Annotated in this window: 24 protein-coding genes; 13 read left to right on the forward strand and 11 right to left on the reverse strand. The window is 35.1% G+C overall.

Annotated features, from left to right (window positions below):
• From B0O44_RS24210 to B0O44_RS24255, 9 genes are all read right to left on the reverse strand, one after another.
• Window positions 1-537 carry a conjugal transfer protein TraO gene (locus B0O44_RS24210; protein WP_110834693.1) on the reverse strand — a complete coding sequence of 179 codons (537 nt, stop codon included), beginning with the start codon at window positions 535-537 and terminating at the stop codon, window positions 1-3.
• Window positions 538-540: 3 nt separating this feature from the next.
• On the reverse strand, window positions 541-1,392 hold the full coding sequence (locus tag B0O44_RS24215; protein ID WP_110834694.1) for a hypothetical protein: 852 nt from the start codon (window positions 1,390-1,392) through the stop codon (window positions 541-543).
• A 33-nt stretch (window positions 1,393-1,425) separates the two neighbouring features.
• On the reverse strand, window positions 1,426-2,529 hold the full coding sequence (gene traM / locus B0O44_RS24220) for a conjugative transposon protein TraM (protein WP_110834695.1): 1,104 nt from the start codon (window positions 2,527-2,529) through the stop codon (window positions 1,426-1,428).
• A gap of 1 nt (window position 2,530) precedes the next feature.
• A complete protein-coding gene (locus B0O44_RS24225) occupies window positions 2,531-3,382 on the reverse strand; it encodes a hypothetical protein (RefSeq protein ID WP_110834696.1) in 852 nt (283 codons plus the stop codon).
• 1 nt (window position 3,383) lies between these two features.
• Complete coding sequence (locus B0O44_RS24230; protein WP_146229897.1) at window positions 3,384-4,061, reverse strand: hypothetical protein; 678 nt, start codon at window positions 4,059-4,061, stop codon at window positions 3,384-3,386.
• Between the two features lie 10 nt (window positions 4,062-4,071).
• The gene (locus B0O44_RS24235) at window positions 4,072-5,025 is read right to left on the reverse strand and encodes a hypothetical protein (RefSeq protein ID WP_110834698.1); all 954 of its coding nucleotides are present in this window, start codon (window positions 5,023-5,025) and stop codon (window positions 4,072-4,074) included.
• Window positions 5,022-7,487 (reverse strand): VirB4 family type IV secretion system protein, encoded by a 2,466-nt coding sequence (locus B0O44_RS24240; protein WP_110834699.1) that lies wholly within the window; start codon window positions 7,485-7,487, stop codon window positions 5,022-5,024. Before B0O44_RS24240 ends, B0O44_RS24235 begins: the two co-directional genes overlap by 4 nt.
• A 294-nt stretch (window positions 7,488-7,781) precedes the next feature.
• A complete protein-coding gene (locus B0O44_RS24250) occupies window positions 7,782-8,123 on the reverse strand; it encodes a hypothetical protein (RefSeq protein ID WP_110834701.1) in 342 nt (113 codons plus the stop codon).
• Window positions 8,124-8,165: 42 nt separating this feature from the next.
• Window positions 8,166-9,086, reverse strand: a complete 921-nt coding sequence (locus tag B0O44_RS24255; protein WP_110834702.1) for a hypothetical protein — start codon at window positions 9,084-9,086, stop codon at window positions 8,166-8,168.
• 139 nt (window positions 9,087-9,225) lie between these two features.
• On the opposite strand from B0O44_RS24255, the gene B0O44_RS24260 reads away from it, so the two are divergent.
• The 12 genes from B0O44_RS24260 (at window position 9,226) to B0O44_RS24315 (ending at window position 20,520) form a co-directional block, all read left to right on the forward strand.
• The gene (locus B0O44_RS24260) at window positions 9,226-10,791 is read left to right on the forward strand and encodes a toprim domain-containing protein (RefSeq protein WP_110834703.1); all 1,566 of its coding nucleotides are present in this window, start codon (window positions 9,226-9,228) and stop codon (window positions 10,789-10,791) included.
• Window positions 10,792-11,011: 220 nt separating this feature from the next.
• A complete protein-coding gene (locus B0O44_RS24265) occupies window positions 11,012-11,482 on the forward strand; it encodes a JAB domain-containing protein (RefSeq protein WP_110834704.1) in 471 nt (156 codons plus the stop codon).
• 512 nt (window positions 11,483-11,994) lie between these two features.
• Window positions 11,995-13,824, forward strand: coding sequence for a ParB/RepB/Spo0J family partition protein (locus tag B0O44_RS24270; RefSeq protein ID WP_170123404.1), 1,830 nt, complete (start codon window positions 11,995-11,997; stop codon window positions 13,822-13,824).
• Between the two features lie 50 nt (window positions 13,825-13,874).
• Complete coding sequence (locus B0O44_RS24275; protein WP_110834706.1) at window positions 13,875-14,153, forward strand: hypothetical protein; 279 nt, start codon at window positions 13,875-13,877, stop codon at window positions 14,151-14,153.
• A 610-nt stretch (window positions 14,154-14,763) separates the two neighbouring features.
• Window positions 14,764-16,050 carry a group II intron reverse transcriptase/maturase gene (gene ltrA / locus B0O44_RS24280; protein WP_110834707.1) on the forward strand — a complete coding sequence of 429 codons (1,287 nt, stop codon included), beginning with the start codon at window positions 14,764-14,766 and terminating at the stop codon, window positions 16,048-16,050.
• A 432-nt stretch (window positions 16,051-16,482) separates the two neighbouring features.
• On the forward strand, window positions 16,483-17,235 hold the full coding sequence (locus tag B0O44_RS24285) for an N-6 DNA methylase (RefSeq protein ID WP_110834708.1): 753 nt from the start codon (window positions 16,483-16,485) through the stop codon (window positions 17,233-17,235).
• 264 nt (window positions 17,236-17,499) lie between these two features.
• Window positions 17,500-17,724 (forward strand): hypothetical protein, encoded by a 225-nt coding sequence (locus B0O44_RS24290; protein WP_110834709.1) that lies wholly within the window; start codon window positions 17,500-17,502, stop codon window positions 17,722-17,724.
• Window positions 17,725-17,774: 50 nt separating this feature from the next.
• Window positions 17,775-17,966 (forward strand): hypothetical protein, encoded by a 192-nt coding sequence (locus B0O44_RS24295; protein ID WP_110834710.1) that lies wholly within the window; start codon window positions 17,775-17,777, stop codon window positions 17,964-17,966.
• A 63-nt stretch (window positions 17,967-18,029) separates the two neighbouring features.
• Window positions 18,030-18,269: a hypothetical protein gene (locus tag B0O44_RS24300; protein WP_146229898.1), complete on the forward strand. Its 240-nt coding sequence runs from the start codon at window positions 18,030-18,032 to the stop codon at window positions 18,267-18,269.
• Entirely contained in the window at window positions 18,262-18,519 is a 258-nt protein-coding gene (locus B0O44_RS24305) for a hypothetical protein (RefSeq protein ID WP_110834712.1), read from the forward strand. Before B0O44_RS24300 ends, B0O44_RS24305 begins: the two co-directional genes overlap by 8 nt.
• Before the next feature lie 424 nt (window positions 18,520-18,943).
• A complete protein-coding gene (locus tag B0O44_RS24310; RefSeq protein WP_110834713.1) occupies window positions 18,944-19,216 on the forward strand; it encodes a hypothetical protein in 273 nt (90 codons plus the stop codon).
• Between the two features lie 110 nt (window positions 19,217-19,326).
• A complete protein-coding gene (locus tag B0O44_RS24315) occupies window positions 19,327-20,520 on the forward strand; it encodes a hypothetical protein (protein WP_110834714.1) in 1,194 nt (397 codons plus the stop codon).
• A gap of 130 nt (window positions 20,521-20,650) precedes the next feature.
• On the opposite strand, the gene B0O44_RS24895 is transcribed toward B0O44_RS24315, so the two are convergent.
• Complete coding sequence (locus tag B0O44_RS24895; RefSeq protein WP_146229899.1) at window positions 20,651-20,848, reverse strand: hypothetical protein; 198 nt, start codon at window positions 20,846-20,848, stop codon at window positions 20,651-20,653.
• Window positions 20,849-21,364: 516 nt separating this feature from the next.
• On the opposite strand from B0O44_RS24895, the gene B0O44_RS24320 reads away from it, so the two are divergent.
• Entirely contained in the window at window positions 21,365-21,583 is a 219-nt protein-coding gene (locus tag B0O44_RS24320) for a helix-turn-helix domain-containing protein (RefSeq protein WP_110834715.1), read from the forward strand.
• Here B0O44_RS24320 and B0O44_RS24325 read toward each other — a convergent pair whose 3' ends face one another.
• Window positions 21,584-21,958 (reverse strand): hypothetical protein, encoded by a 375-nt coding sequence (locus tag B0O44_RS24325; protein ID WP_110834716.1) that lies wholly within the window; start codon window positions 21,956-21,958, stop codon window positions 21,584-21,586.
• Window positions 21,959-21,961 lie beyond the last annotated feature (3 nt).

Below are 21,961 nucleotides of genomic sequence, written 5' to 3' on the forward strand. Positions count from 1 at the left end.
TTAATTAATTAAATATTTAACCCCAATTCCTATTTCGAAACGTTTATTTCCATAGGCTTCCTTAAATAGGAATCTCTGGGTTCCGGATCCTGTAATCATTAAGTAATCGGCCACAGCAGCTTCAACCTCTAAGCCTACCACAGCCCCATAATTGAAAGCTCCGGTTGTTTTTGGCCAAAACCTTGAAATACGGTCATAATTACCAGTAACACCGGCTCCAATGTTAAAGAAGACGGTTTCCTGTAAAGAATAAGGGGAATAGAAATACATTGCTGTAAGGCCTACAGACTGCTGAGATACCCTTCTAAAATTCCCGTCATCATAAAATAGAGTACCCTTTAAGTAGGTATTGCTCTGAATGTATTGTGATCCGGAAACTCCATACGACCACCCGATTGGTGATCTCTTTATCCCTAATTCTAGGCCTATTTGACCTGGATAGTGCCATACCGAACCTAGTCCGGTTTTACCTCCAAATTGCCCCTTTACAGTTATAGAGACGATTAGAAGAAAAGCAAGAGTGAAAACATTCTTCATCTTCTACTTTCCTAAATAGCCGTAACTATTGGTTTTGGATTCATAATTGGCTAACTCTTTTCTCATCAGCTGTAATGATTCCCTCCTGGTTTGCTCTTTTTGTGCGGTTGTTTTAACCAAGGCAGTTTTTCTTAATTCGTCAGCTTTCAGTCTTAAGTCTACTGATTGCATTATAGCTTCATTGCAATTTTTTTGAAGTGCTAATCGTTCAGCTGATGACATAGACAATTTTCCCTCTGAATTAATGGCTGCAGATAGCTGAACCGACTTTTTAATAAGATCTTCAGCCATATCGTCGTAATAAGACGCAACCTGTAATTTTCTTACAGAAGAAGCATCATCAAGGGAAAGTTGAGTATTGAAAGAACTTTGTGTTCTTATTGCTAGATCCTCTGAGGTTATATTTTTACTTGTTGTTCTTCCTGAGGCTTTGTAAAATATATTAGTTGCTCCTGATCCAAAACCCGAACCCTTCGTAAAAATGCGCGAGGCATCCCCCTGAGTACTGGAGGGTATTAGACCTGAGTAATCTAAGGAAACACCCGCAACCCTTGAAAAAACATTGCTCATATCAGACCAATTAAGATCTTTAATATTGCGGACGGTGAGTAGTGCCCGTCGTGCTTCATCCTGTAGCCGGAGCATATCACTGATATCCTGTTTTGTTTTTAATGCAGTTTGATATGCGTTTATTAGGGTTTCATTTTGTTTCGCAGCAGCAGCGAGCTGTTGTACTTGGTTCGCAATATTCTTTACCTGGAATATTTTTTTATCCGGAGATACATCTACAACGGCAAATTGCGCCCTGACCAGCCCAGGCAGGGCCAGTAAAATGATTAAAAGAAAATTTTTCATGTGTAACGGTTTTTTAACGGAGTTTATTTGTTATTAATTGATTGATAAGTAGACTTTTTTGCCATCCGGCAACCAATATTCTGGCTCTCTTGCTTTATTCGTTGTCCTTCCAACACTTCCAATTAAAGAGCCAATGACCCCCATTTGCGAGGTAGCAGCATCTATTACCTGACCTTTGGTTCCGGAATAATCAGTTGTACCTTTCAAAATATACTGCACACCTTCATTCATGTCTTCTCCCAGCACTTGTATATTTGTTCTGACTAGAGAATTGCCGTTTTTGATATTGTTTATCTTAATTGCAACCCGACCATTGTCTATAATAGGTAAGCCATAGATAACTGATCCGGCTTTTATCGTTTGTCCTTTGATAATAAAATCTTTTTGAGTTCGTATACCAATGGTTTGACCTGGAACTATTTTTTGTTTTCCATTTATGGTACCAGGTACCGGTTCTTCATCCTGAGCTGATGAACTATATTGTCTTAAATATTCATTATAGTTATTTCCAGAAGTTGTTTTGGTATTCTCGTTTTTGGATGAATTTTGACCTGCCTTTTTTTGACCAACAACAATATTGAATGGATCTTCATTTAATGAATTTGGGTTTGATTTGGTGGTTACGACAAAATCGGTTTTTTTTGTTTTGCTTCTTTTTTGATGTGTTGTATTGAGTTTCGGGGATACAATTCCTTTGTCCGATGGTTGGTTTAAAATTGGCCTTTTTGGTGTTTCTAATATTGGTTCATTTTTAACCGCCGGCTCTTGTTTTTTTGATTTAACTGAAAAATCAACTCTAGTTACTTCCTCGGCTTTTGGTTCTGATTTAGGCATGGTCGCATCCTTTTCCTGTTTAACAAGTTGAGCATCTGCTAATGCAACCTGATCTAAATTATCTGCCCCCACAATAGTACTATCTGTTGGTTCTGGGATTGTAGCAACTGGTGTATTAGTCACAAGACTCCCGGACAATTTTAAGTAATAGTAATATCCTCCAAAAAGTAAAAGAACTCCCATTAATAATATCAATGGCAAAAGGAGTTTAAAATTTCTCTTTTTTTCCCCCTTGATTTGGTCTTGATCGTCATCAAAGTAATCTTCTTCATGATCGAATAATTCTTCTTCCTGTTGTTTCATGTTAATTTTTTTGAAAAAGTGACATAGGTACTTCCAGAACAAGCAATTTGCCTTGGGTTTCTTTTATTCTTATGAAAATTTTCCCTTTTGTGCCTAAATTCTCCAGAGGGATTACAAAGCCTATTACACTTCTTTGAGAAGGATCAACATATTTTACTGTCTTTTCTGCAATACTTTGTATAGGCGTATCAAAAGCTGTATTTGATCCTAGCAAATGACCCGATTGATTGATGTATATAATTTCAATTTGATCTAGATTTAGTCGATGCCCGGAATAATTTGAAACATTATACTTTAGGTATACATCGTTGCCAGAAATTTTTGCATTGCCTAAAGAAAGTACAACACGATCTTTGGACACTGCAATACTTTTATATGGATCAGCAATTTCCATAAATTTCATTAAGGCATTCGTATAAAACACCTTATCCTGCCTTTTAATTTTTAATGTGTCGGCCTGATCCTCGTTGTCCTGTGGACTTGGATCTTTTACCTTTTTCGGTGTTTTAGGCGAAACTGTTTTATTTACTTGGTGGACCTCGGGATCCATTCGTAAATCATATAACGTTTTTGAAAGTTGGTCTGAATAAACGACAGTTTTATAGATATGCGAATCCCCTGATTTGATTAAAAGAGAAGTCGTACCGGCTCCCATCTTAAGGGGCTTTAGAAAGAAAGTATTCCCCATAATTTTACCTGCATATTCTTTTGATCCTACCTCAAACCAATCAATACTGTCTTTGCAAACTACATATGTGGTCTGTTTCAGGTTTACATAGATCGTGTCTTTTTTGGTTTGGGAGTACGTCTGTATCCAAAACAGAACTAAGGTTAGGCTTAAAATTGTTTTCATTCTATTTTGTGTTAATGATGCTATCGGCTTCTAATTGTTTTATTCTTTGCTTTTCAAGTATCACATTTGGATCAACTTCTGTTTGTGTAGGGTTATAATTAATGAAGGAGAAAGAATTGATTAATAAACCGTACGGCTTTTTGGGTGATCTGTCAATTCTATCCAAAGAAAATTTTGCAGCAATTGGTTGCATTAATTCTTTTCCGGCATAAACTGTAAATTGCTTTGCATAAACTTTTCCTGATAGAGGACGTACATCCATGTCTAACTTAATGCTGTCAATTTCGATTCTTGAACGGCTATCATATTTCACATAAGTTTCCAATACTTGACCTGTCTTGAAATCAGAATATATCTGCATTCCGTCCTTTTTATTAATCATATTTAAGGCCGCTTCAACATTTCTTTTAAAAGATGATCCGTCATGAGCAAACATATTTTGCATAAAAACTTCTACGAAGTTTCTTGCCTCAAATTGATCAATCGTTTCGTCTTTTTTCGTTTTTGCACTGAATGACCCAAAATCTGTAACGACAATTACTTTTTTGCCTACCTCCTCATCTTTTAAGTAATAGAAATAAGTCCATGCGAGGTTTGTAAAAGCTAATACACAAATCGCTACTATAGTTATCATACGCATGGTGTCGTATGTTTTTGAAAAGTTCTTTACTGTATCCATAATTGGTTTTTTACTCTTGTAGATTTTTTTTACTATATGAGAATCCTGTTGAAGTCCTAGCATAAGGTGTTGTACCAGCAGTAGCAGCGGGGGTTTGTGCTGCAGTACTTAGTCCCCCCATCCCTGAGGCCCCAGCAACCCCTTTTGCTGCTGTTGCCATTTTTATTGCCGGCATTGCTAGAGCCGCACCAACTCCAACAACTTTTGACATAAACATGCCCGCCTGGGAACCGCCAGCATAAAGGCTAGTTAACCAGGGTACAATAAGGTACATGATGACACAGACAACGTTGGTTACGATGTAACCCGTCAGATCTGTGTGGGTAATTGTATTCATTGATGTATTGGTGACATCCACAGCTGAATAATGAGTTATAAAGAATTTTGAAAGATGATCTACCAAACCCAAGGTTAATGCCCAAAATTGTATTGTAATAAAGCTTTGAAGCCATTTAAATAATAAATTTCTAAATGGTGCAATTATGCTTAGGCTTAATGCAATAGGTCCAGAAATGAAAAGAAATGCATACATCACATCACGTAAGGACATAACAATTAAACGTATAACAGCTACCCCATTTTCCTGGAAATAACTTGCTACCCATTTCATAATTGAAAAATCAAACCAGCTGGTGTTGTTTACATTCGCTTCCTGGTATTTATTCAGGGCATCTGTTACAGCAGATTTTGAGGCGATTAATGCTGAAAATTCATCCAAGGCACCTCCTAAAAGGTCGACAAGCTCCGGATATCCTGCAAGAAAACAAACCAACAGCATTCCCCGAAAAATAGGCGAAAAATCGATACGCATATCGTTTGAGCTAAATAGTGCGCCAAATACACTTTGAGCCATTGTTAATAATACGGCAATCGGGATGATGTACATTTGACATGCATTTGTCACCACCTGGGCATAGACTTTTACTTCCCCCATTAACCCAGGGTTTATTGTTAGTATTGTCATGCCGCTTCTTTTTTATCCGCCACAAATTGATTAATTGCCGCTTTTGTATTCCCGTTGTACCGGTTTATTAACCGGTTCAATTGATTTCGCTCATCAGGATTAGACGATAGAGCTGCACCCATTTCCGGACACACCTCCGATACAAATACTTTTGTCGTATCACCCAACTTTATCAAAAGTTCTCTCCAGTGATTATCTGGATCCCTTTGTATTGATTTGATTTTATCAATTTCCTGATCTGTATAACCCAGGTGTTCCCTTAATAGATCAACAGCATTTTCCTTTTGTGCCCCTGAATGATCAAGAATAACATGAATGGCGGAGTTTCCTAAAATAGCAGCCTTGATAGAGGATTTATGGACATCATCAGAAGATTGGGTAATAATGAAAACTGAGCCCTTGTTTTTACGGATAGTCCGGTATTTTAATTCAATAAATGATTCCAAACCCTCAAGAAGGGACCAGGCTTCATCTATCCATAAAATTTTATAATCGTCCGGGTACTTACGTATCATATCCAAAGCGAGCTGAGTTATTACCAGGCCAATTACAGGATATATAGTCGCATTTGATTTAATTTTTGCCATGTCAAAACAGCAAAGCTGATAATCACTTATATCTTCATCAACTTCACTATTGAATATATCCCCATACATGCCCTTTTCTGTAAACTTCTCGATTGTCAACAAAAATTGCTCAAAATTGAAGGATCCGGCCATTTGTCGATAATCTCTGTTTTTTTCCTTCTCTTTTTCGTTTGTAGAGACAAATTCATCCAACCAACACCAAAATTTTGTAATAGTTGCCACCTCATCCTGTTGCAATGAGCTATAAAACCTTGGAATTAGTTTTTCAAAAACTGAATTTTGTGGGTTGTCAGAAACCTCAGTGGTTTTTGTGCCCTGCCAAATAATTGTTAATAAGGAGATGAGATATTGCAATTTATCTCCGATCCTTAAATCGTATCTACCAGTGTCCTTATTTCTTTCAATATTGAATGGATTTAACTTAATTGGGGTTTCATAGTCGTATTCAAAGTATTTCTCATTAAGGCTATGTTTAATTAGGTTTTTATACGTACCCCCGTTATCTATGACAATTTGCCTTACCCCTTGCTCGTAGTATTGCAACATTAAATTTCCTGCAAAATGTGATTTTCCAGAACCGGTTGGTCCTACGAAAAGTCCATTTCTATTGTTTAACTTTTCACTTAGAAAGTTAATTAAAAGAGGGTTTCTCATCCTATCCATTAAAAGGATTCCCTTTTTATCCGTTCTATAATTTGTTGTCCAGTTTAAATAGCAAGCAGCGTTATCTGCAGGCATATCTAAATAGTTATAGCATTGTCCTGCATTTCCCGGATAAAACGACATAAAAGTTTGCAGTGGATCAAAGGTTTCTACATATGCTTCTGCCCCGTTCAATTCCCGAAATGCGGTTAAAGCCTCATCTATTTGCTTCTGTCTTATAGCGGGATTTATATCTGAAACTTGTACTGTAAGTTTTAGAGATACCATAGGGGTACCTTTTTCCCTTAACTCCCTTGTCATATCTTGGGTTTCAGCGGCAATTAATTGGTTTTCTTGGTTCCCGGCGATATCCATGTTTCTGTTTAGCTTTACAGATAGATCCAAAGATGAAAGTTCTTTCTTTGTATCATTAATCCGGATAACGGTATGAACCGCATGAGGGAAATAAAGGTCATGACCAAGCGCCTGTGCAAAGGGACTAATAATATTAACCTCATTTCTTACTTCATCAGAGATACTTAGACCCTGACCATTCATAGTAATAAATTGCTGTCCTTTTTCCCCAATATAGACTGTTGATGGATCTGCCGTAATAGTTCTGTTGAAAGATTTTTGCTCCCTAACGAACTCTTGATTCCCGTACATTCTGCCAAAACTCCTAAGCTCAGTTTCCGATAGCTGGTTTATTGTAATTCCGAAAAGTCCGGCAAAATTTTTGGGGAATGATCGAGCAATTCTAAGGGCTTCAATTTTGCGGGTTTCAATATCACGAAATGGATTTTGCAAAACACTAAAATGATCTTTAACTGATGCCGAAAGTGCAGATGTGAGGGCATTTACCTTACTTACCTTGTTTTTTGTTTGTGGTAAACTTAAGAATATAAACCCTTTATGAAAGAGCATTTTGCGACCTTCTAAATGGTCATTCAGCTTATTGGTGAAATATAATTTATTCTGTTTTTCGGCCTCAAAGATTACATTGTAATAAATGTCAGTTTTATGTATTATTGAGCCTATTGGCAATGATTTTATAGATTGTACTAAAGTTTCATTGATTTTCTCAATTTGATTTGAGGTCAGCTGATCATATTCTATGCCCCCTACTTTATAACCAATGGAAATACAACCATCATTCATAATTGACAGATTATCTTCGTAGGTGTAAACGGGACTATATTCAATACCGGAGTTTACTTTTCTTTGATTTAACATCTTCAGGTTCTTTTAGGATAATTTTTCTTGGTTGCAACAATTTGTAGCTGGTATAGGAAAGAAGAAAGGAAGGATGTTTTTTTCTGTTTACAATTTTGATTAGAATTATAAGAAGGATAGTAACCAATATATTCAGGACATGCAATTTCGGATTTACCCTGAAAAACATTCCTGCCATTGCAAGAATGATGAAAACTGCAACAAAGAACATCAGGCACAACCCTAATTCTATCATAGGAAGTCCTAGCACCCTTCCTTTCTTCTCAACTATTTTATAAACATGGCGATTCATGCTTATTTTCCTCCTACACCAGATGCACCCTGTACCCCAGCGTCTGTCATAAAGTAATTAATAGATACCCAAACGACAATGGCAATGATCAGATAAAGCAAATAAGTCAAACCACCTTCTTTATGCCCAATTAAAGCCATTGCAGTTCTTACTGCCCCCCACGATACGCCAATGAGAAAAATCACATTGATGATACCTTGAATTATACCTTTAAGTGTGTTTAACTTACCAACTGTTGCTCCCTGAGCATAAGTTGGATCATAAAAAAGCAGGATTGCTGCGCAGATTAATAAAAGCACCCTTAATTTTCTAAGGGTGCTTTCGTCTTTAAGATTTACTTTCATTCTAATTGTATTTAACGGTTTTCAATAAGCATTTTGGGTCGGCTATTCTGTTTTTCCTCCAATAATGGAGTCCAAGTCTACAGCCTCATTTAATGAATCAAGCATGGAAAATGTCTGCTTTTTTCTATTCATAATCTCTTTATCAATAAACAAAGAGTTACCATCTTCTAATCCTTCTACGACCGAAAGAGCGTCGATATCAGAAATTAGTTCGTCGTTTTCAATGATTAATTCCTCCAGTTTTTGATTTTCTGCCTGGGTTATTTTTTCGGTGTAATCAATTAATCTTGAATTAAAAGATTGTGTGCTATCAACTTCCACAAGGGGTTTCTCTTTACCTGGATTGATCTCACCGATGATTGACATCATTTCTGGTTCAAGCGCCTTTTCTTCAGGCAATAGTGTCATCACTTTTGCTTGATTTTTACTTACATTTGTTGTTGCGTTTACCGGATTTTGCTGTTCAATTGATGAGATGTATCCCTTTCGGGTAACCTCTAGTTCTCTTGTTCTTTCTTCTATTGGATTATGATAATTAATACTGGTATAATCGCTATCTAAGGTTTCGTCTTTTTGAACCTTTACAACTTTACTTAGTCTATGAAGTTGTTCCGGGTCTTCGTATTCTAAATAGTCATCAGGATTAAAATTACCCAAAACGGGAACTTGTGGAGAATTATTAGGTATATTTTGTTTTGAAAAGCCAATATTATTTATGTTTTTATTAAATATCTTTTTCTTTTTCTTAGGTAAAGACTTAATAAGAGTTTTCGGCAGTATTATTGCATAGTATAAAACAGTAATGAATATGAAAGGAGATATAAGAGAAAAAAAATTAATATTCCCCCCTATTAATAGGGCTTTAAAGTCGTTAAAGGGGTTTATTTTAAATAGAATAAGGCATCCGGCATACAATATGCTTGATGTTATAATGCAGAAAGAAATTACCCAATTTTTCTTCATTTGAAAACGTATAACGCCCCGAAAGTATGACAAATAATACAAAAAGCAAAATATTTTTTTATTTATGCAAAAATAATTGTTGTTTTGTGTTGCGAACTCGTGATTAAAAATTTAAACCATGTTCTTAACCTATTAAATAATGTCTGATCTAAATCGTACCCCGGAAAGTAAGGCTAACCAAAATAACTTTCCGCTCTCACCCGATGAGCATGAAAAATTGCTGGACAGGATAAGGAATATTTATCCACGCGATATCGACCTAGTTACGTTTGCGCAACAACGTGAATATGGATACCAGGTAGATGTCAAGAAATCTTCCAAACAAGCTATAGTGTTGCAAACAAAAGATAGTGCAGGTGTTTCCCTGGATACTATAATTGTTCGCAGAAATAAAGAAACTCAACAGTACTATTATACAAATCCAAATGATGCTAAGGATAAAGGTCCAATTTGGAAATTTGTTATGAATAGAAAACAAACTACTAGTTATATCGAAATTGATAAACATTTAAGTGGTTTTTTAAAACTCGAAAACCTTAAGGAAAAGGAGCCCCAGATTAGGGCAATCAATATTAATTCGTCCTCTATAGAAAATAGGGCGGTATCAATGGTAAAGCATTTCAATCTTTTACCGTTAACGGATTTGAATTATTTAAAGGCAAGAGGCTTTAATGAAAATGTGTTGAACTCTTATGAGTTTCTCGGACGTGTTTTAAATGAAAACCATAAGGGTTATATAAATACTGCCTTTCCGATGTACAACAAGGATGGAGAAATCATTGGTTTAGAAAGAAAGAACTTTAGCAATACAGATTCAAATTCCATCTTTTTCGGTGGTGCAGCAGAAGGTTCTGCAAAAAAAGATAGTGTTTGGTATTCAAAGATATGGCCAGACAAAAAAATTGATAACATTGTTTTGGGCGAAACTGCAATTGACTTGATGAGCTTTCATATGCTCAAAAATAAATCAATCAGTAATGAACACAACGTTTACGTTGCCTCTAATGGTTATTGGACAGAAAATCAAATTTCAATTGTTCAGGAATTAATTCAAAAACATCAGCCGAGCGGGGTTGTATTAGCAAATGATAATGATGGGCCAGGGAGAAGATACAATATTAATTTGACGGGTCAATTAAATAGACCAATCAGCAAAGAGGATATGGCTTTGAATCCAATGAACCAGTTTCAGCCCCAGCCATTAATTACCAAGGATAATAAACTAAGCGTTCAATGTGATTTGTTGGGTAAATACACAGCAAGATTAAGATTTACGGCGGTTTTTGATAATCAGACTGAAGGTTTAAAGATTTTTAAATCCTTAGAGGACAAATTACAGGACTTAAGGCGAATTTCAAGTCAGCAAGTAGAAACCAAAATAGCAGAAATTAGCGATAAAAAGGGTGTATATGAAGTTACATTCGTTAATGCAACAATGGAACTAAATAAAGCCCAGGACATTGTTCTGGATGTACGGGGAATGAAAAATTACCTTAGTATTGAAAAACCCAGGGGTAAGGATTTTAATGAGGATCTTAAAGTTAAATTAGGTTTGGTCAAAGACGAAAGTCTTGAAATCAAAGAGGGAAAAGTAAATCAGTTAAGTCAGGATGATCTAAATAAGAGGAATAGTTTTGATTTAAGTAAGGACTTACCCAATAGTAAAGAGTTCGATGGTAGAAAAGCTGGAGGATTAGGAAGATAATTCGGAAACACATGTCAGAACGTTTTGGGGCCGGATAGCCCCGCTTTACTCGTCAATGCCCCTGAAAAGGGGCATTTTTGTTTCTACCGGGTTTATATTACTACTTTCTGTGCTGCTATGAAACATTCAAATAAAGGGGAAATAAGATTAAACTACTTGATGGTAAATTGCCAAATATGGCGATATATTGGTATATTTATGTAAATAAAAACCGTTACAAATGAATCAAAGAACACCCCTATCCTTCCTTTATGATATCCCTCAGATCAAACTTACTTTTACCAATCCAACAAGGTTTAATGAACGAATATTTATTGGCAATATAGAAGATGCATATAATGTGTTTTATAATCTTTGGGATAAATCTACACTTGAATTGTTTGAGGAAGTTAAAGTTTTATATCTAAATACAGCAAATCATGTTATCGGGGCTTATTCAGTAAATAAAGGTTCAACTAACCATACTATTGTTGATACAAATAGGATTATCGCAGCAGGTCTTTTATCAAATTGTTCTGGCCTCTGTATTGCACATTCACATCCTAGTAATAATCCTATTCCATCTGATGCGGATCGAAAAATAACAGAAACTCTTCAAAAGGCTTGTAGTTTCTTTAACATAGTGCTTATTGATCATTTAATTATTTGTCCAGAAGAAAACAAATACACTTCTATTATGCATGGGAAATAAAAAAGCCCTCAATTAAGAGGGCTTAATAAACTCCGTTCTACCGAAAACCGTTACTTTTGCAATAGAAAGGTTTGCAATTATACGGGATTTTATGGGTTTTTTCCTTAAAATAATTTGCATTTTTTTCCCCCTCAATAACTTACTAAGATCAACTTGGTTCTTAAATTCTTTTTTTCAAATTTTCATGGTTGGGGGTCCCTTCGGGACCTTTCTTTAAATAAGGAATATTCTGAATTATGTTTGCTATCACTTTGTCTCCGGATCAGCTGGGGATCCGGCTTGCTCCGGAAGAACTTTGATAGCAAATCCCTCTCCTAACCTGGTACCGGCCGACAAGTTTTGCTATCAAAATCTTGCCCAGGATCCTCTGCAGCTGATCATTCATGATAGCAAAACAAATGAAATAAAGGGGAAAATAGATTCTATCTCCTTAAATTCAATTGCCAAATATGGCGATAAATTGGTATCTTTATATTAAGAAAGAAATTGATAACCAATTAAAAAACAGGACTATGAGTTCAACAAAAAAGAAAAAGGCGGTGCAATTAGAGCCAATTGACCTTCCAATTTTAACATCGGATGAAGTTAAGTTAATACCCATTGATTTAATTGATGTAATCAGCAACTATCGAAAGTATTTTAATGAAGAAAAGACTTTAGAGCTTGCAAGCAATTTACAAACAAATGGATTGATCCATCCGGTATTATGTAGAATGCAAAATAATGGCAGATATGGTCTGGTCTCAGGAGAAAGAAGGTACAGAGCCAGTATCTTGGCGGGTTTTACTGTTATTTGTTCAACAGTTAGAGATTTAAGCGATGAACAGGTATTAGATATTCAGATATCTGAAAACTTACAAAGGGAAGATACTTCACCTTTAGAGGACTGTTCGGCTTACCAAATTTTGGTAGATAAAGGATTATCTGTTAATGATGTCGCTTTAAAATTAGGTAAATCACCTAGTTTTATTGCTGGCAGATTATCTTTAGTGAATTTGATTGATGAATTTCAACAAACACTTTTGGAAGATAAATTACCCATTACTCATGCTATTTATTTATCACGACAAGAGAAAGATAACCAAAATCTTTATTGGAATTTTATCATTTCCAATCCTGTTTATCTTGGAAGTTTCAAAAATTTGAAATCTTTTTTTGAAGTGCAAATTGAAGTTCCGTTAAGTAAAGCAAAATTTGATAAAGATGATTCAAATTTAGTTCAAGGAATTGGAGCCTGTACTAATTGTATAAAAAATTCTGCCTGTAATTTATCCCTTTTTTCCGACAAAAGTGAAGACACCTGCTTAGACAGAAAGTGTTTTGATATTAAAACAGATGCTTTTGAAAAGAATTACTTTCTGTCTCTCCCAGATGATATCCTAATTGTAAGGGGGCAAAGATATTATGAGGATAACAGCCAAATTGAATTTATTAAACAACTATCAGAAGATTTAAATATTCATGAGTACGATATTATTGAAAGAACAGTAACTCTACCTGTTTTTAATGAAGAAGAGCCAATTCCGGAAGAATTTGAAAATGGTGAACTGGATGAAGACTATATTGAGCAACTCCAAGAATACAAAGAGGCCGTATTAGAACATGAAAAAGATGTTCAGGAATATCATACTGTTTTAAATTCCAGTCCAGAGTTAAATAAAGGCTGTTTTATTAGCGGTAAAAGTAAGGGTCAAGTTTTTCATTTCTTTAAGAAGGAAATTGTAAAAACTCAGTTATCTGAGAATAACAATATTGATCCGGTATTAAAGGCTTTAAATGACAGAAAAGATGGGCATTTACAAAGGATCAAACGAGGTTTGGAAATCGATGCAGAAAAAATACATTCCGCTCAGGCAAAAAAAATCAAAGAACTTGATTATTTCAATAAGGATAATTTTGAAGTGGATTCAGATTTAAATGAAGCAGAAAATAATGCAATTCTAATTTCAATGTATCAAAAAATTAAGTGGGATGTTAAAGAAAGATTTAAAAAGCAATATTTAATTTCCGAAAAGGATCTTTTTGAACAATTGATTGCTTTACCAAAAAAAGCTAAAACCTATATTTTCAGACAGGCATTGCTTAGTTGTGTTTTTAATGAATACATCGGAGGTCTTGATCATTCAGCCGTTAGTTCAATAGCTTTATCCTATTCTGATCAAATTGGTCTATCAGAAATTATAGAGAATCAAAATAAGGCTAAAGAGAAAAGGGAAGCTAGTCAGACAGAGAAGATTTATGTTATCGAGCGTCAAATTGAACAGCATTTAAAATCTATCAATCAGACCACCTCATCCCAACCAAGCGACAAAATCATTGAATCTGAGTTAATCGAATTGTAAACTCCCATAAGCGCCTATTTATTAATAGGCGCTTACTAAAACCGTTACTTATGAATAATTTTCACAATGACCACAAAGATCATTTTAATGAGATATTTTATAAAAATTATCTTATTAAGAGCCATATTACAAATGTTTATTATAAATCACCAGATAATTTAATTTTAATATCTCCAATCAATGACCCGGATAACATATTCGTTTTGGGTATTGATCATGATAGGATGCTAGGCGATAGAAGTGTCCCTCATAATTTAGAAGATGCCTATAGTTACATTGATTGGGTTACGGAGATTAAAAATACAATTAGTAAAGAAAAGGAACAATAATAAATACGGGGGGCTAAAGCCCCCTTTTTGTGTGCCAGGCATGGGTATGCGCTATAGGGTGAAAGTCCCGAGCACGCCTTTACAGTAGGAAGTGTTAGTCAAGAGCAAGGGTGTCGTGGGTGACTGCGAATCTGAAGGAAGCAGGCGACAAAAGTTCGGACCGACGAACAGGAACTGTATACCAAGGCGGTGTCATATGGGTGATGTTGCAAAAGAAACAAAAGCCCTATACTGTACGAAATATGATGACGTAGATACAGCGGTTAGATGAACGGAAAGCGGATGATCCTTACCCTGGGAGACCTGTATATGCGGTTTTAATACAAGACGGACTATTCCAGTGATGGAGATAGTGCATCTACAGGAGTCAGCAGAGGTCATAGTATGCCAGCGACGAGCCCTAAAACAGGGACGGTCTCACAAAAGCAGAAGGACTGAATGTTAAAATATGGCGAAAAACGATGATTGTTTATTATAAGGAGTCAACAGCAGGAACACTTATGCTTACAAGTAAAGGTTGGAAACTGAAGACTTAAAGTAAGAGGGGCTGTGCCGGTAATGCAACAATCAAAGAAACCGCCCTGTGCAAGAAAGAAATTAGGAAAGTAAAATGGTTACACTAGAGCGCATCTTAGATAGAAAGAACATCGAGAAGGCCTTGCTGCAGGTTGCGCGCAACAAGGGTGCTGCAGGTGTTGATGGCATGCTAACAGAGGAACTTCAGAAATACCTGAACTCCAACTGGCGTGTATTAAAGATGGAACTGCTTGAAGGCAAGTACTGCCCAAAGGCAGTTAGAGAGGTAGAAATACCTAAGCCCAATGGCGGCACACGGATGCTTGGTATCCCGACTGTGATCGACAGAATGTTGCAACAAGCCATAAGCCAGGTGATGATCCCCGTCTATGAAGAACAATTCTCTGCCTGCAGTTATGGTTTCCGACCTAAGCGAAACGCCCACCAAGCGGTACTTCAGGCACAATGCCTGCTGAAAGGTGGGAGAGAATGGGTGGTGGAACTGGACTTGGAGAAATTCTTCGACAAAGTCAACCACGACCGTTTGATGAGTAGGTTAAGCCTGACCATCAAAGACAAACCTACTCTAAGTCTGATCAGAAAATTCCTAACCAGTGGAATATTGAAAGATGGTGTTGAAACGGTGAGGACTGCAGGAACCCCGCAGGGGAGCCCTTTAAGTCCACTGTTATCCAATATCGTTTTAGACGAGCTAGATAAGGAGATAGAGAAACGTGGGCATGCATTCATCCGTTATGCAGATGATTGCAGCATCTATTTGAAAAGTGAGCGGGCGGCCAAAAGAACTGCCTCGAGTATCACCAGATACATCGAAGACAAACTGCTGTTAAAAGTGAACAAGGAGAAAACAAAGGTTAGCTATGGTGAACAAAGTACACTATTAGGTTACTCTTTCGAGAAAAGTCCAACCCAAAGCTGGATGATCCAAATACCGTGGACATCGATCAACCGCGTGAAGAGGAAATGTAAAGCATTAACAAAACGTAGCAACGGGAAATCAGAAAAACGAGTACTGGAAAATCTAAAAGTACTGATTGAGGGATGGATCAACTACTTTCAACTGGCAACAGCGAACACCAGGGCCTTGGGCAACCTAGATGGATATGTGAGGGTCAGGCTAAGGATGCACCAGTGGAAAGCATGGAAGCGCGCGCCTGCTAGAATTAAAGGACTGCTAAGATTGGGAGCATCTAAGCGGGATGCGTACGAGCATGGACACTCAAGTAAAAGCTACTGCCGAATCGCCAAAAGTTGGGTACTCACGAAAACTATGACAAACAAAGTGATCAAGAAACGTGGATACCTCGGCTTCGTGGACTCATTTTACCTAAAGAAAAAGGCGCAGATGTCAATGTTTTAACAAACCGCCGTATACCGAACGGTACGTACGGTGGTGTGAGAGGACAGGTGGCCAACTAATGGCCACCTTCCTACTCGATTAGCTTTTTGCTGAACACCATTTATAACAATTACATTTTCTTAGTACATCCCCCCTACTCATACATGCTATCATTTTATTACTGGATCCGGAGGGGATCTGGTCCGCTCCGGAAGGACTTTGATAGCAAAATACTCTCCAGGCCTGGTGCCGGCAACATTGTTTTGCTATCAAATACTTGTCCTGGAAGTTCTCCAGCTGATCAAACCTGATAGCAAAAGCAGACGAAATAAAGGGGAAAATAGATTCTATCTCTTTTTAGTTTATTGCCAAATATGGCGACAAATTGGTATCTTTATGTAACATAAATATCAGGAAATCAATTATTTAAAAGCATTAAAATAACCCGTTGCAATGAGTAAAAACAATAGTATTGAGAATCACGATCCCCATTTTAAAAATGTGAAAAAATGTTTTGAGAAATTAGCCAACCGACAATCATATTATACAGTATTTCAGGATTTTGTCGATTTCTCATTATTGATGTTGGATATTAATAAAAAGCCCGAGGATTTTGCGGATTTGGAAACAAGGTGGACGACTGATACAGAATATAAGTTGTTTGCAGAAATGTATTTATCCTGGGCAGATTATTCCGTTGACTTTAAAGATGGATTAGGAGATATATTTATGGAATACATAAGCGGTGGTCGTAATGGTCAGTTTTTTACCCCAGAACCATTATGTAATATGATGGCTGCCTTAACCCATGTTAATACATTATCTAATGGACAGTCAATTTGTGATCCAGCCTGTGGTTCGGGTCGTACGCTATTGGCAGCGGCAAAAATAAATAGAAACTTAAATTTTTATGGTGCTGATAATGATTCTTTATGTGCAAAAATGACAGCTCTTAATATGATTATAAACACGATGACAGGTGAAGTTGCGCACATGGACACCTTAAGTATGGAGCATTATAAATCATGGCATATCAAAACTATTCCTTTTGGAACAGGGAAATTACCAACTTATTTTACAACCGGCCCCGGACAGACCTTTTTTATTGAAAGGTTAGAAAAATCCTCTTTTAAATCTGATGCAACACATGTGACGATCCCTGAAGATGTTGGCGCAAATAAAAAGGGACAATATATTTTATTTTAAAAGATGACCGGATTTTGTCCGGTCATCTTTTACTTTTCAAGTTTGGTACCAGGTGTGCCCTCATGATCTTAACCAGAATAACTTTGATAGCAAAATAGCTTCAGGCCTTGGTGCCGGCCATAAAATTTTGATAGCAAAACTTAATCCTGGATGCGCTGCAGCTGATCATTCTTGATAGCAAAGTATTACGTAATAAAGGGGGAAAAAATTAAAATAATTAAATTTTTATTGCCAAATATGGCGATAAATTGGTATCTTTATTCTATGAAAACCGTTATAAAATTCCAAGAATTAAAAAGTAGAAAGTCTTCTTTGACAAGGGAAATTAAAAGGATCGAACTTGAAATAGAGAAGTTGAATAATGGCCGTGAGCCACCCACTTTATACATGGGAACTGGTAAGCCCCCATACCTTGAAGATTTAAACTTTGCTTTGGCAAATCTCAAAAAAACAAGGGAAAAATATAATTCGATTAAGTCGAGGAAATAGTTTACCAAAAATTCACATAATTCATAAACTCCGTTAAAATACCGTTACAAATGAATGATCAAGTTGACATCTTAACTTATGATATAGATGATGTTCGAAATGAACTTAGGCGATTTGCCCAATACGAAGGAATAACAGCTGAAGAAGCATTAATGGATTTCGTCAAAGAAAAAACTTATTTAGGTTTTTCCTTTCCTGACCCTGATGAGAACAGGTCATTTTATGATTCTCTGATTGAATAATTCCATTTTCCAAATCATTTCATGGTTAGAATTTCTAACCATGAAATATTTAAACGTTTCAACATGTATTTTGCTTTACCTCATGACTTTGCGCATCTATATGCTACTGCACTTTATATTTCAAAAAATTCTTTTGATAAACGCCTGGTTAATCAATCCATCGAATTTTTTGAAATAGTGAAGTTTAGACATTTTGCCGGTGCTAATCATGTATTAAAATTTAATGAGATTTGCTCTGTTTTGCGTAAGCAGCATTTAAAACTTATATTTATCCATCCAAAACCCGAGGTATTTAATGGATGATATTTATAAAAATAAGGAAGAATTAGACAATAAGGGTCATTTAAAGCCATTAGCTAATTTTTTTCATAACTATGACATTACTCATCACGACTGGGAAAAATTTTACTCCAGTCACAGAGCATTTTATAACAGAATAACACAACCAAATACAATGACACTTGCCGAAGCAATAAAAATTTGTAGGGAATTAAACATTACCTTAGATGAATTTATTGCTGAATTAAAGCATCTTGGAATTGATTTAACCTAATTTTTTCATTTTAAACCGTTACAAATGAATCCTAAAACAACAAAAATCAGAACTATTAAATGTGTTTTGTATCCCTCAATAATTTGGGATATAAAAAACCTATGGGACGATATTACCCTCTTTATTCCTAAATTGAACTTTTCTATTGTAGAAAGTAAGAAACCAGATCAGTTTTGTGTTCATGAAACTTCAATAATAATATCTAAGTCAGCAAATTTAGATTTATCTGTTTTGAATTAATTATTTACTAAATAAACAGATTGAGTTTTTGGACTTAAATATTATTAAGTCCTCCTAACTTGCAGAATAATTCGTCCTTATACCTAAAGGGCTTTAGTTGTAATTTGTTAAAATTATATCTCACATAAGTATATTTATACTATACTTTTAAGTATATTTGGTTGTTGTTTTAAAATAGTATACGATGAATCAAGTAACAAAAGAAGATAAATTCAAATTTGCCGGTATGATGATTAATGAGGGAAAGATTACTACGATTAGTGCCCTATATAAACACATTCCAAAAAAAGATGTGGCTGAAATTATAGGGGTTAATGGCACAAAATTTAGTAATGTAAAATCTAATCATCCTGAAAGTTTCAAACTTTCTGACGTACAAAAACTATCATTGGCTTTAAAAGTTGATTTTTTGAGTATGGCAAAAATATTTGATAATTCAATGAAACAACTAATCTAACCAGGATGATGAGTGACGATGATCTGCCATTTTTAACTGATCAGAGATTATGATATCTGTGATCATTTATAATTATTAACCAAATTTTAATATTTAATAGTTTAATTACTATGAAAAATAATGATGGAGTTTCAGTAATAAAAAAAGATAGCAAATTCAGCTTTTTGGATAACCCATTTACCAGGTTAGATAAAAATATGATGACCGCACAAGGATTAAGAAATTTGGAAGCCCAGTTTGGCCAACAAACAAAACTTGTGCTTGATATAATGATTTTTATTGGTACAAGATATAAATCTAATTTTTTTGGTATGCTTAATTTTACCTTAGATGATATTTCTAAGGGTATTAAAACTGAAAAAGCTACTTTATGTAAACGTTTTGAGTTACCAAAGGGCACAAAAAATTATCCTGAAATTGATGGTGTTAAATTAGTTTCTGTTCTTGATTATACCCTTTGGATGATGAAAACTAGAAGTTGGAACTACTCATCACCTGTTTATGATTATGTTAATGACGGGGTTCAAAAACTTCAAATAAAAGACGTTAAACTCCTAGAAAGTATATCTTATAATTTTAATCGTAAAAACCATGAAGCCAAGTCCTATGAAATTAGAATTAATAATAATCTACCTTCTATATTAGCTTCAAATTTTTGGGGCATGAATCATGAAGATTACTTCGAATTGGGGGCTAAGAACAATAAGTCGCTTCATATTCAAGCTCTGCATGTTAATATGTCTGCAAAAAAGCAATCTGCTCAAAATAATGATAAAGACAATCCATTATTAATCACTACTGTTGATGATCTTTGTGATGCTGCGTTGATAAATATGGATCAGAGACCAACGGACAGGAAAAAGGTTGTTACTCGACTTTTAGATAAACTAAAAACTAAAACCAACCTTAATTTTGAATACAGGTATTTTTCCAAAACTATACATAAAGAAGACTATTGGGTCGAATTGAAGTTTGATAATGCCCTTTTAAATGATAGTAATGAGGTTACCTTTCTTTTCATACTCCATAAAGAATGTTTATCTTTTTATTTGAAAAATTATAACAAAGACAGTAAAAAAGTTGATACCGGTCAGTTTCAAAAATGGATGTCAAAAGAAGGAATTGACACCAACGAAAAAATCAGAATTATAAAAGCAGCATACAAAGCAGTTTTTACAAATAAACCACAACCTACGGACGATGAATGCATTAAGTTTATATTGGAAGGTGCCGGCAGAGATACATACATACCACAAGATGATATTTCAATTTCTCAACAAAAACCATTAGTCTCAAATCCCTGAGCTTAAATACCATTAATCTCAAATCCCTTCATTAATTTGCAAACAACAGCTATAAAAATTAATGAAGGGTTTTTTTTCCCCTTTATTAATCTCAAATCCCTAATTTCGACGTCTATTAATCTCAGATCCCTTAAACCAATCTCAGATCAAGTCTCATTAATCTCAAATCCCCGAAGCCAAATATATTGTCATTAATCTCAAATCCCTGTTCCATTAATCCCAAATCCCTTGATGTTAATCCCAAATCCCTTGATGTTAATCTCAAATCCCTCAATGTTAATCCCAAATCCCTCAATGTTAATCTCAAATCCCTCAATGTTAATCTCAAATCCCTAGACTTAAATCTATTAATCTCAAATCCCCCCGCTTTTTTTTTATAACCTCTTTTCAGAAGTATAAAGGCCTCTTTTTTAATTTGGCATTAATCTGAAATACCCATATAAATACTCCTAAATAGAGTAAATATTAAGAGCAAAAAAGATTAAAATCAAAATCATAACAAAACGAAAAATAAGATTAAACCGTAATACTAAACAATATCCAGAAAATACCCTGATTACAATGTAATACACAAAAATTAATAAAGGGGAAAAGAAACCCATTCTCTTTTTGTTATTTAAGCTAAAATAAGACGATCTAAAGCAATTAAACCGTAATTGACACACAAATACTGCTTTTGAAATTTTAAGTTCTCTAAAAGCTTTTAAAATTACTTTATTAAATCAGAATTGAAATTTAATTCGACTTTTATGAAACGCTTTTGGTTCAAATTTTAGCCTTGTTATCAAATTAATAAAAATTAAATATCTTTACCCAGACATTCAAAACATAAATAGTATTATAAATGGGTTGGCTAAAAGAAGAACTTCAAGACCGAGGTGTAAAAGCAAAAGCCTGTTATGAAGCGTGCAAAGTTTCCCAGCCTACTTGGAATAAAATAGAAGAAAATCCAAGTATGTTAACTGCAAAACAAATTCAGGGTTTGGCTACATTATTGAAATATACGCCAGAAGAATTATTGAAGAAAATATTATTTTTTAATGAATTAACCGAAGGCGGGTAATTAATTACCCGCCTTTTTTTTCTGTTCAAATCTATCAAGTGCCCTGGATAAGGTTTCTTCCACAAAAAATTGGAGGTTTTTTGCTTCATCTTCGTTATTTGCAACAAATCTTTTTAACCTGCTATGGAGCGATTTTTGAATTTTTAAAGTTTTAAATTCCACAGGATCACTGCTAACTTCCAATTTTTTTTGGTTCTTTTTATCTATTTTTTTAACGATTGTAGTTATTTTGTCTATTCCCTGGGGAATATCAATCAATTCATTGATCCCGGTATCAGTTTCATTTTTTTCAATTATAGGATTTGGACTATTTATTTGTTCGACAGGATCAACTTTCATCAGCACATCAAGTCGTGAGTTTCTAGATTTTGACATATC

Source organism: Pedobacter nutrimenti, assembly GCF_003208655.1.
GTDB lineage: Bacteria > Bacteroidota > Bacteroidia > Sphingobacteriales > Sphingobacteriaceae > Pedobacter > Pedobacter nutrimenti.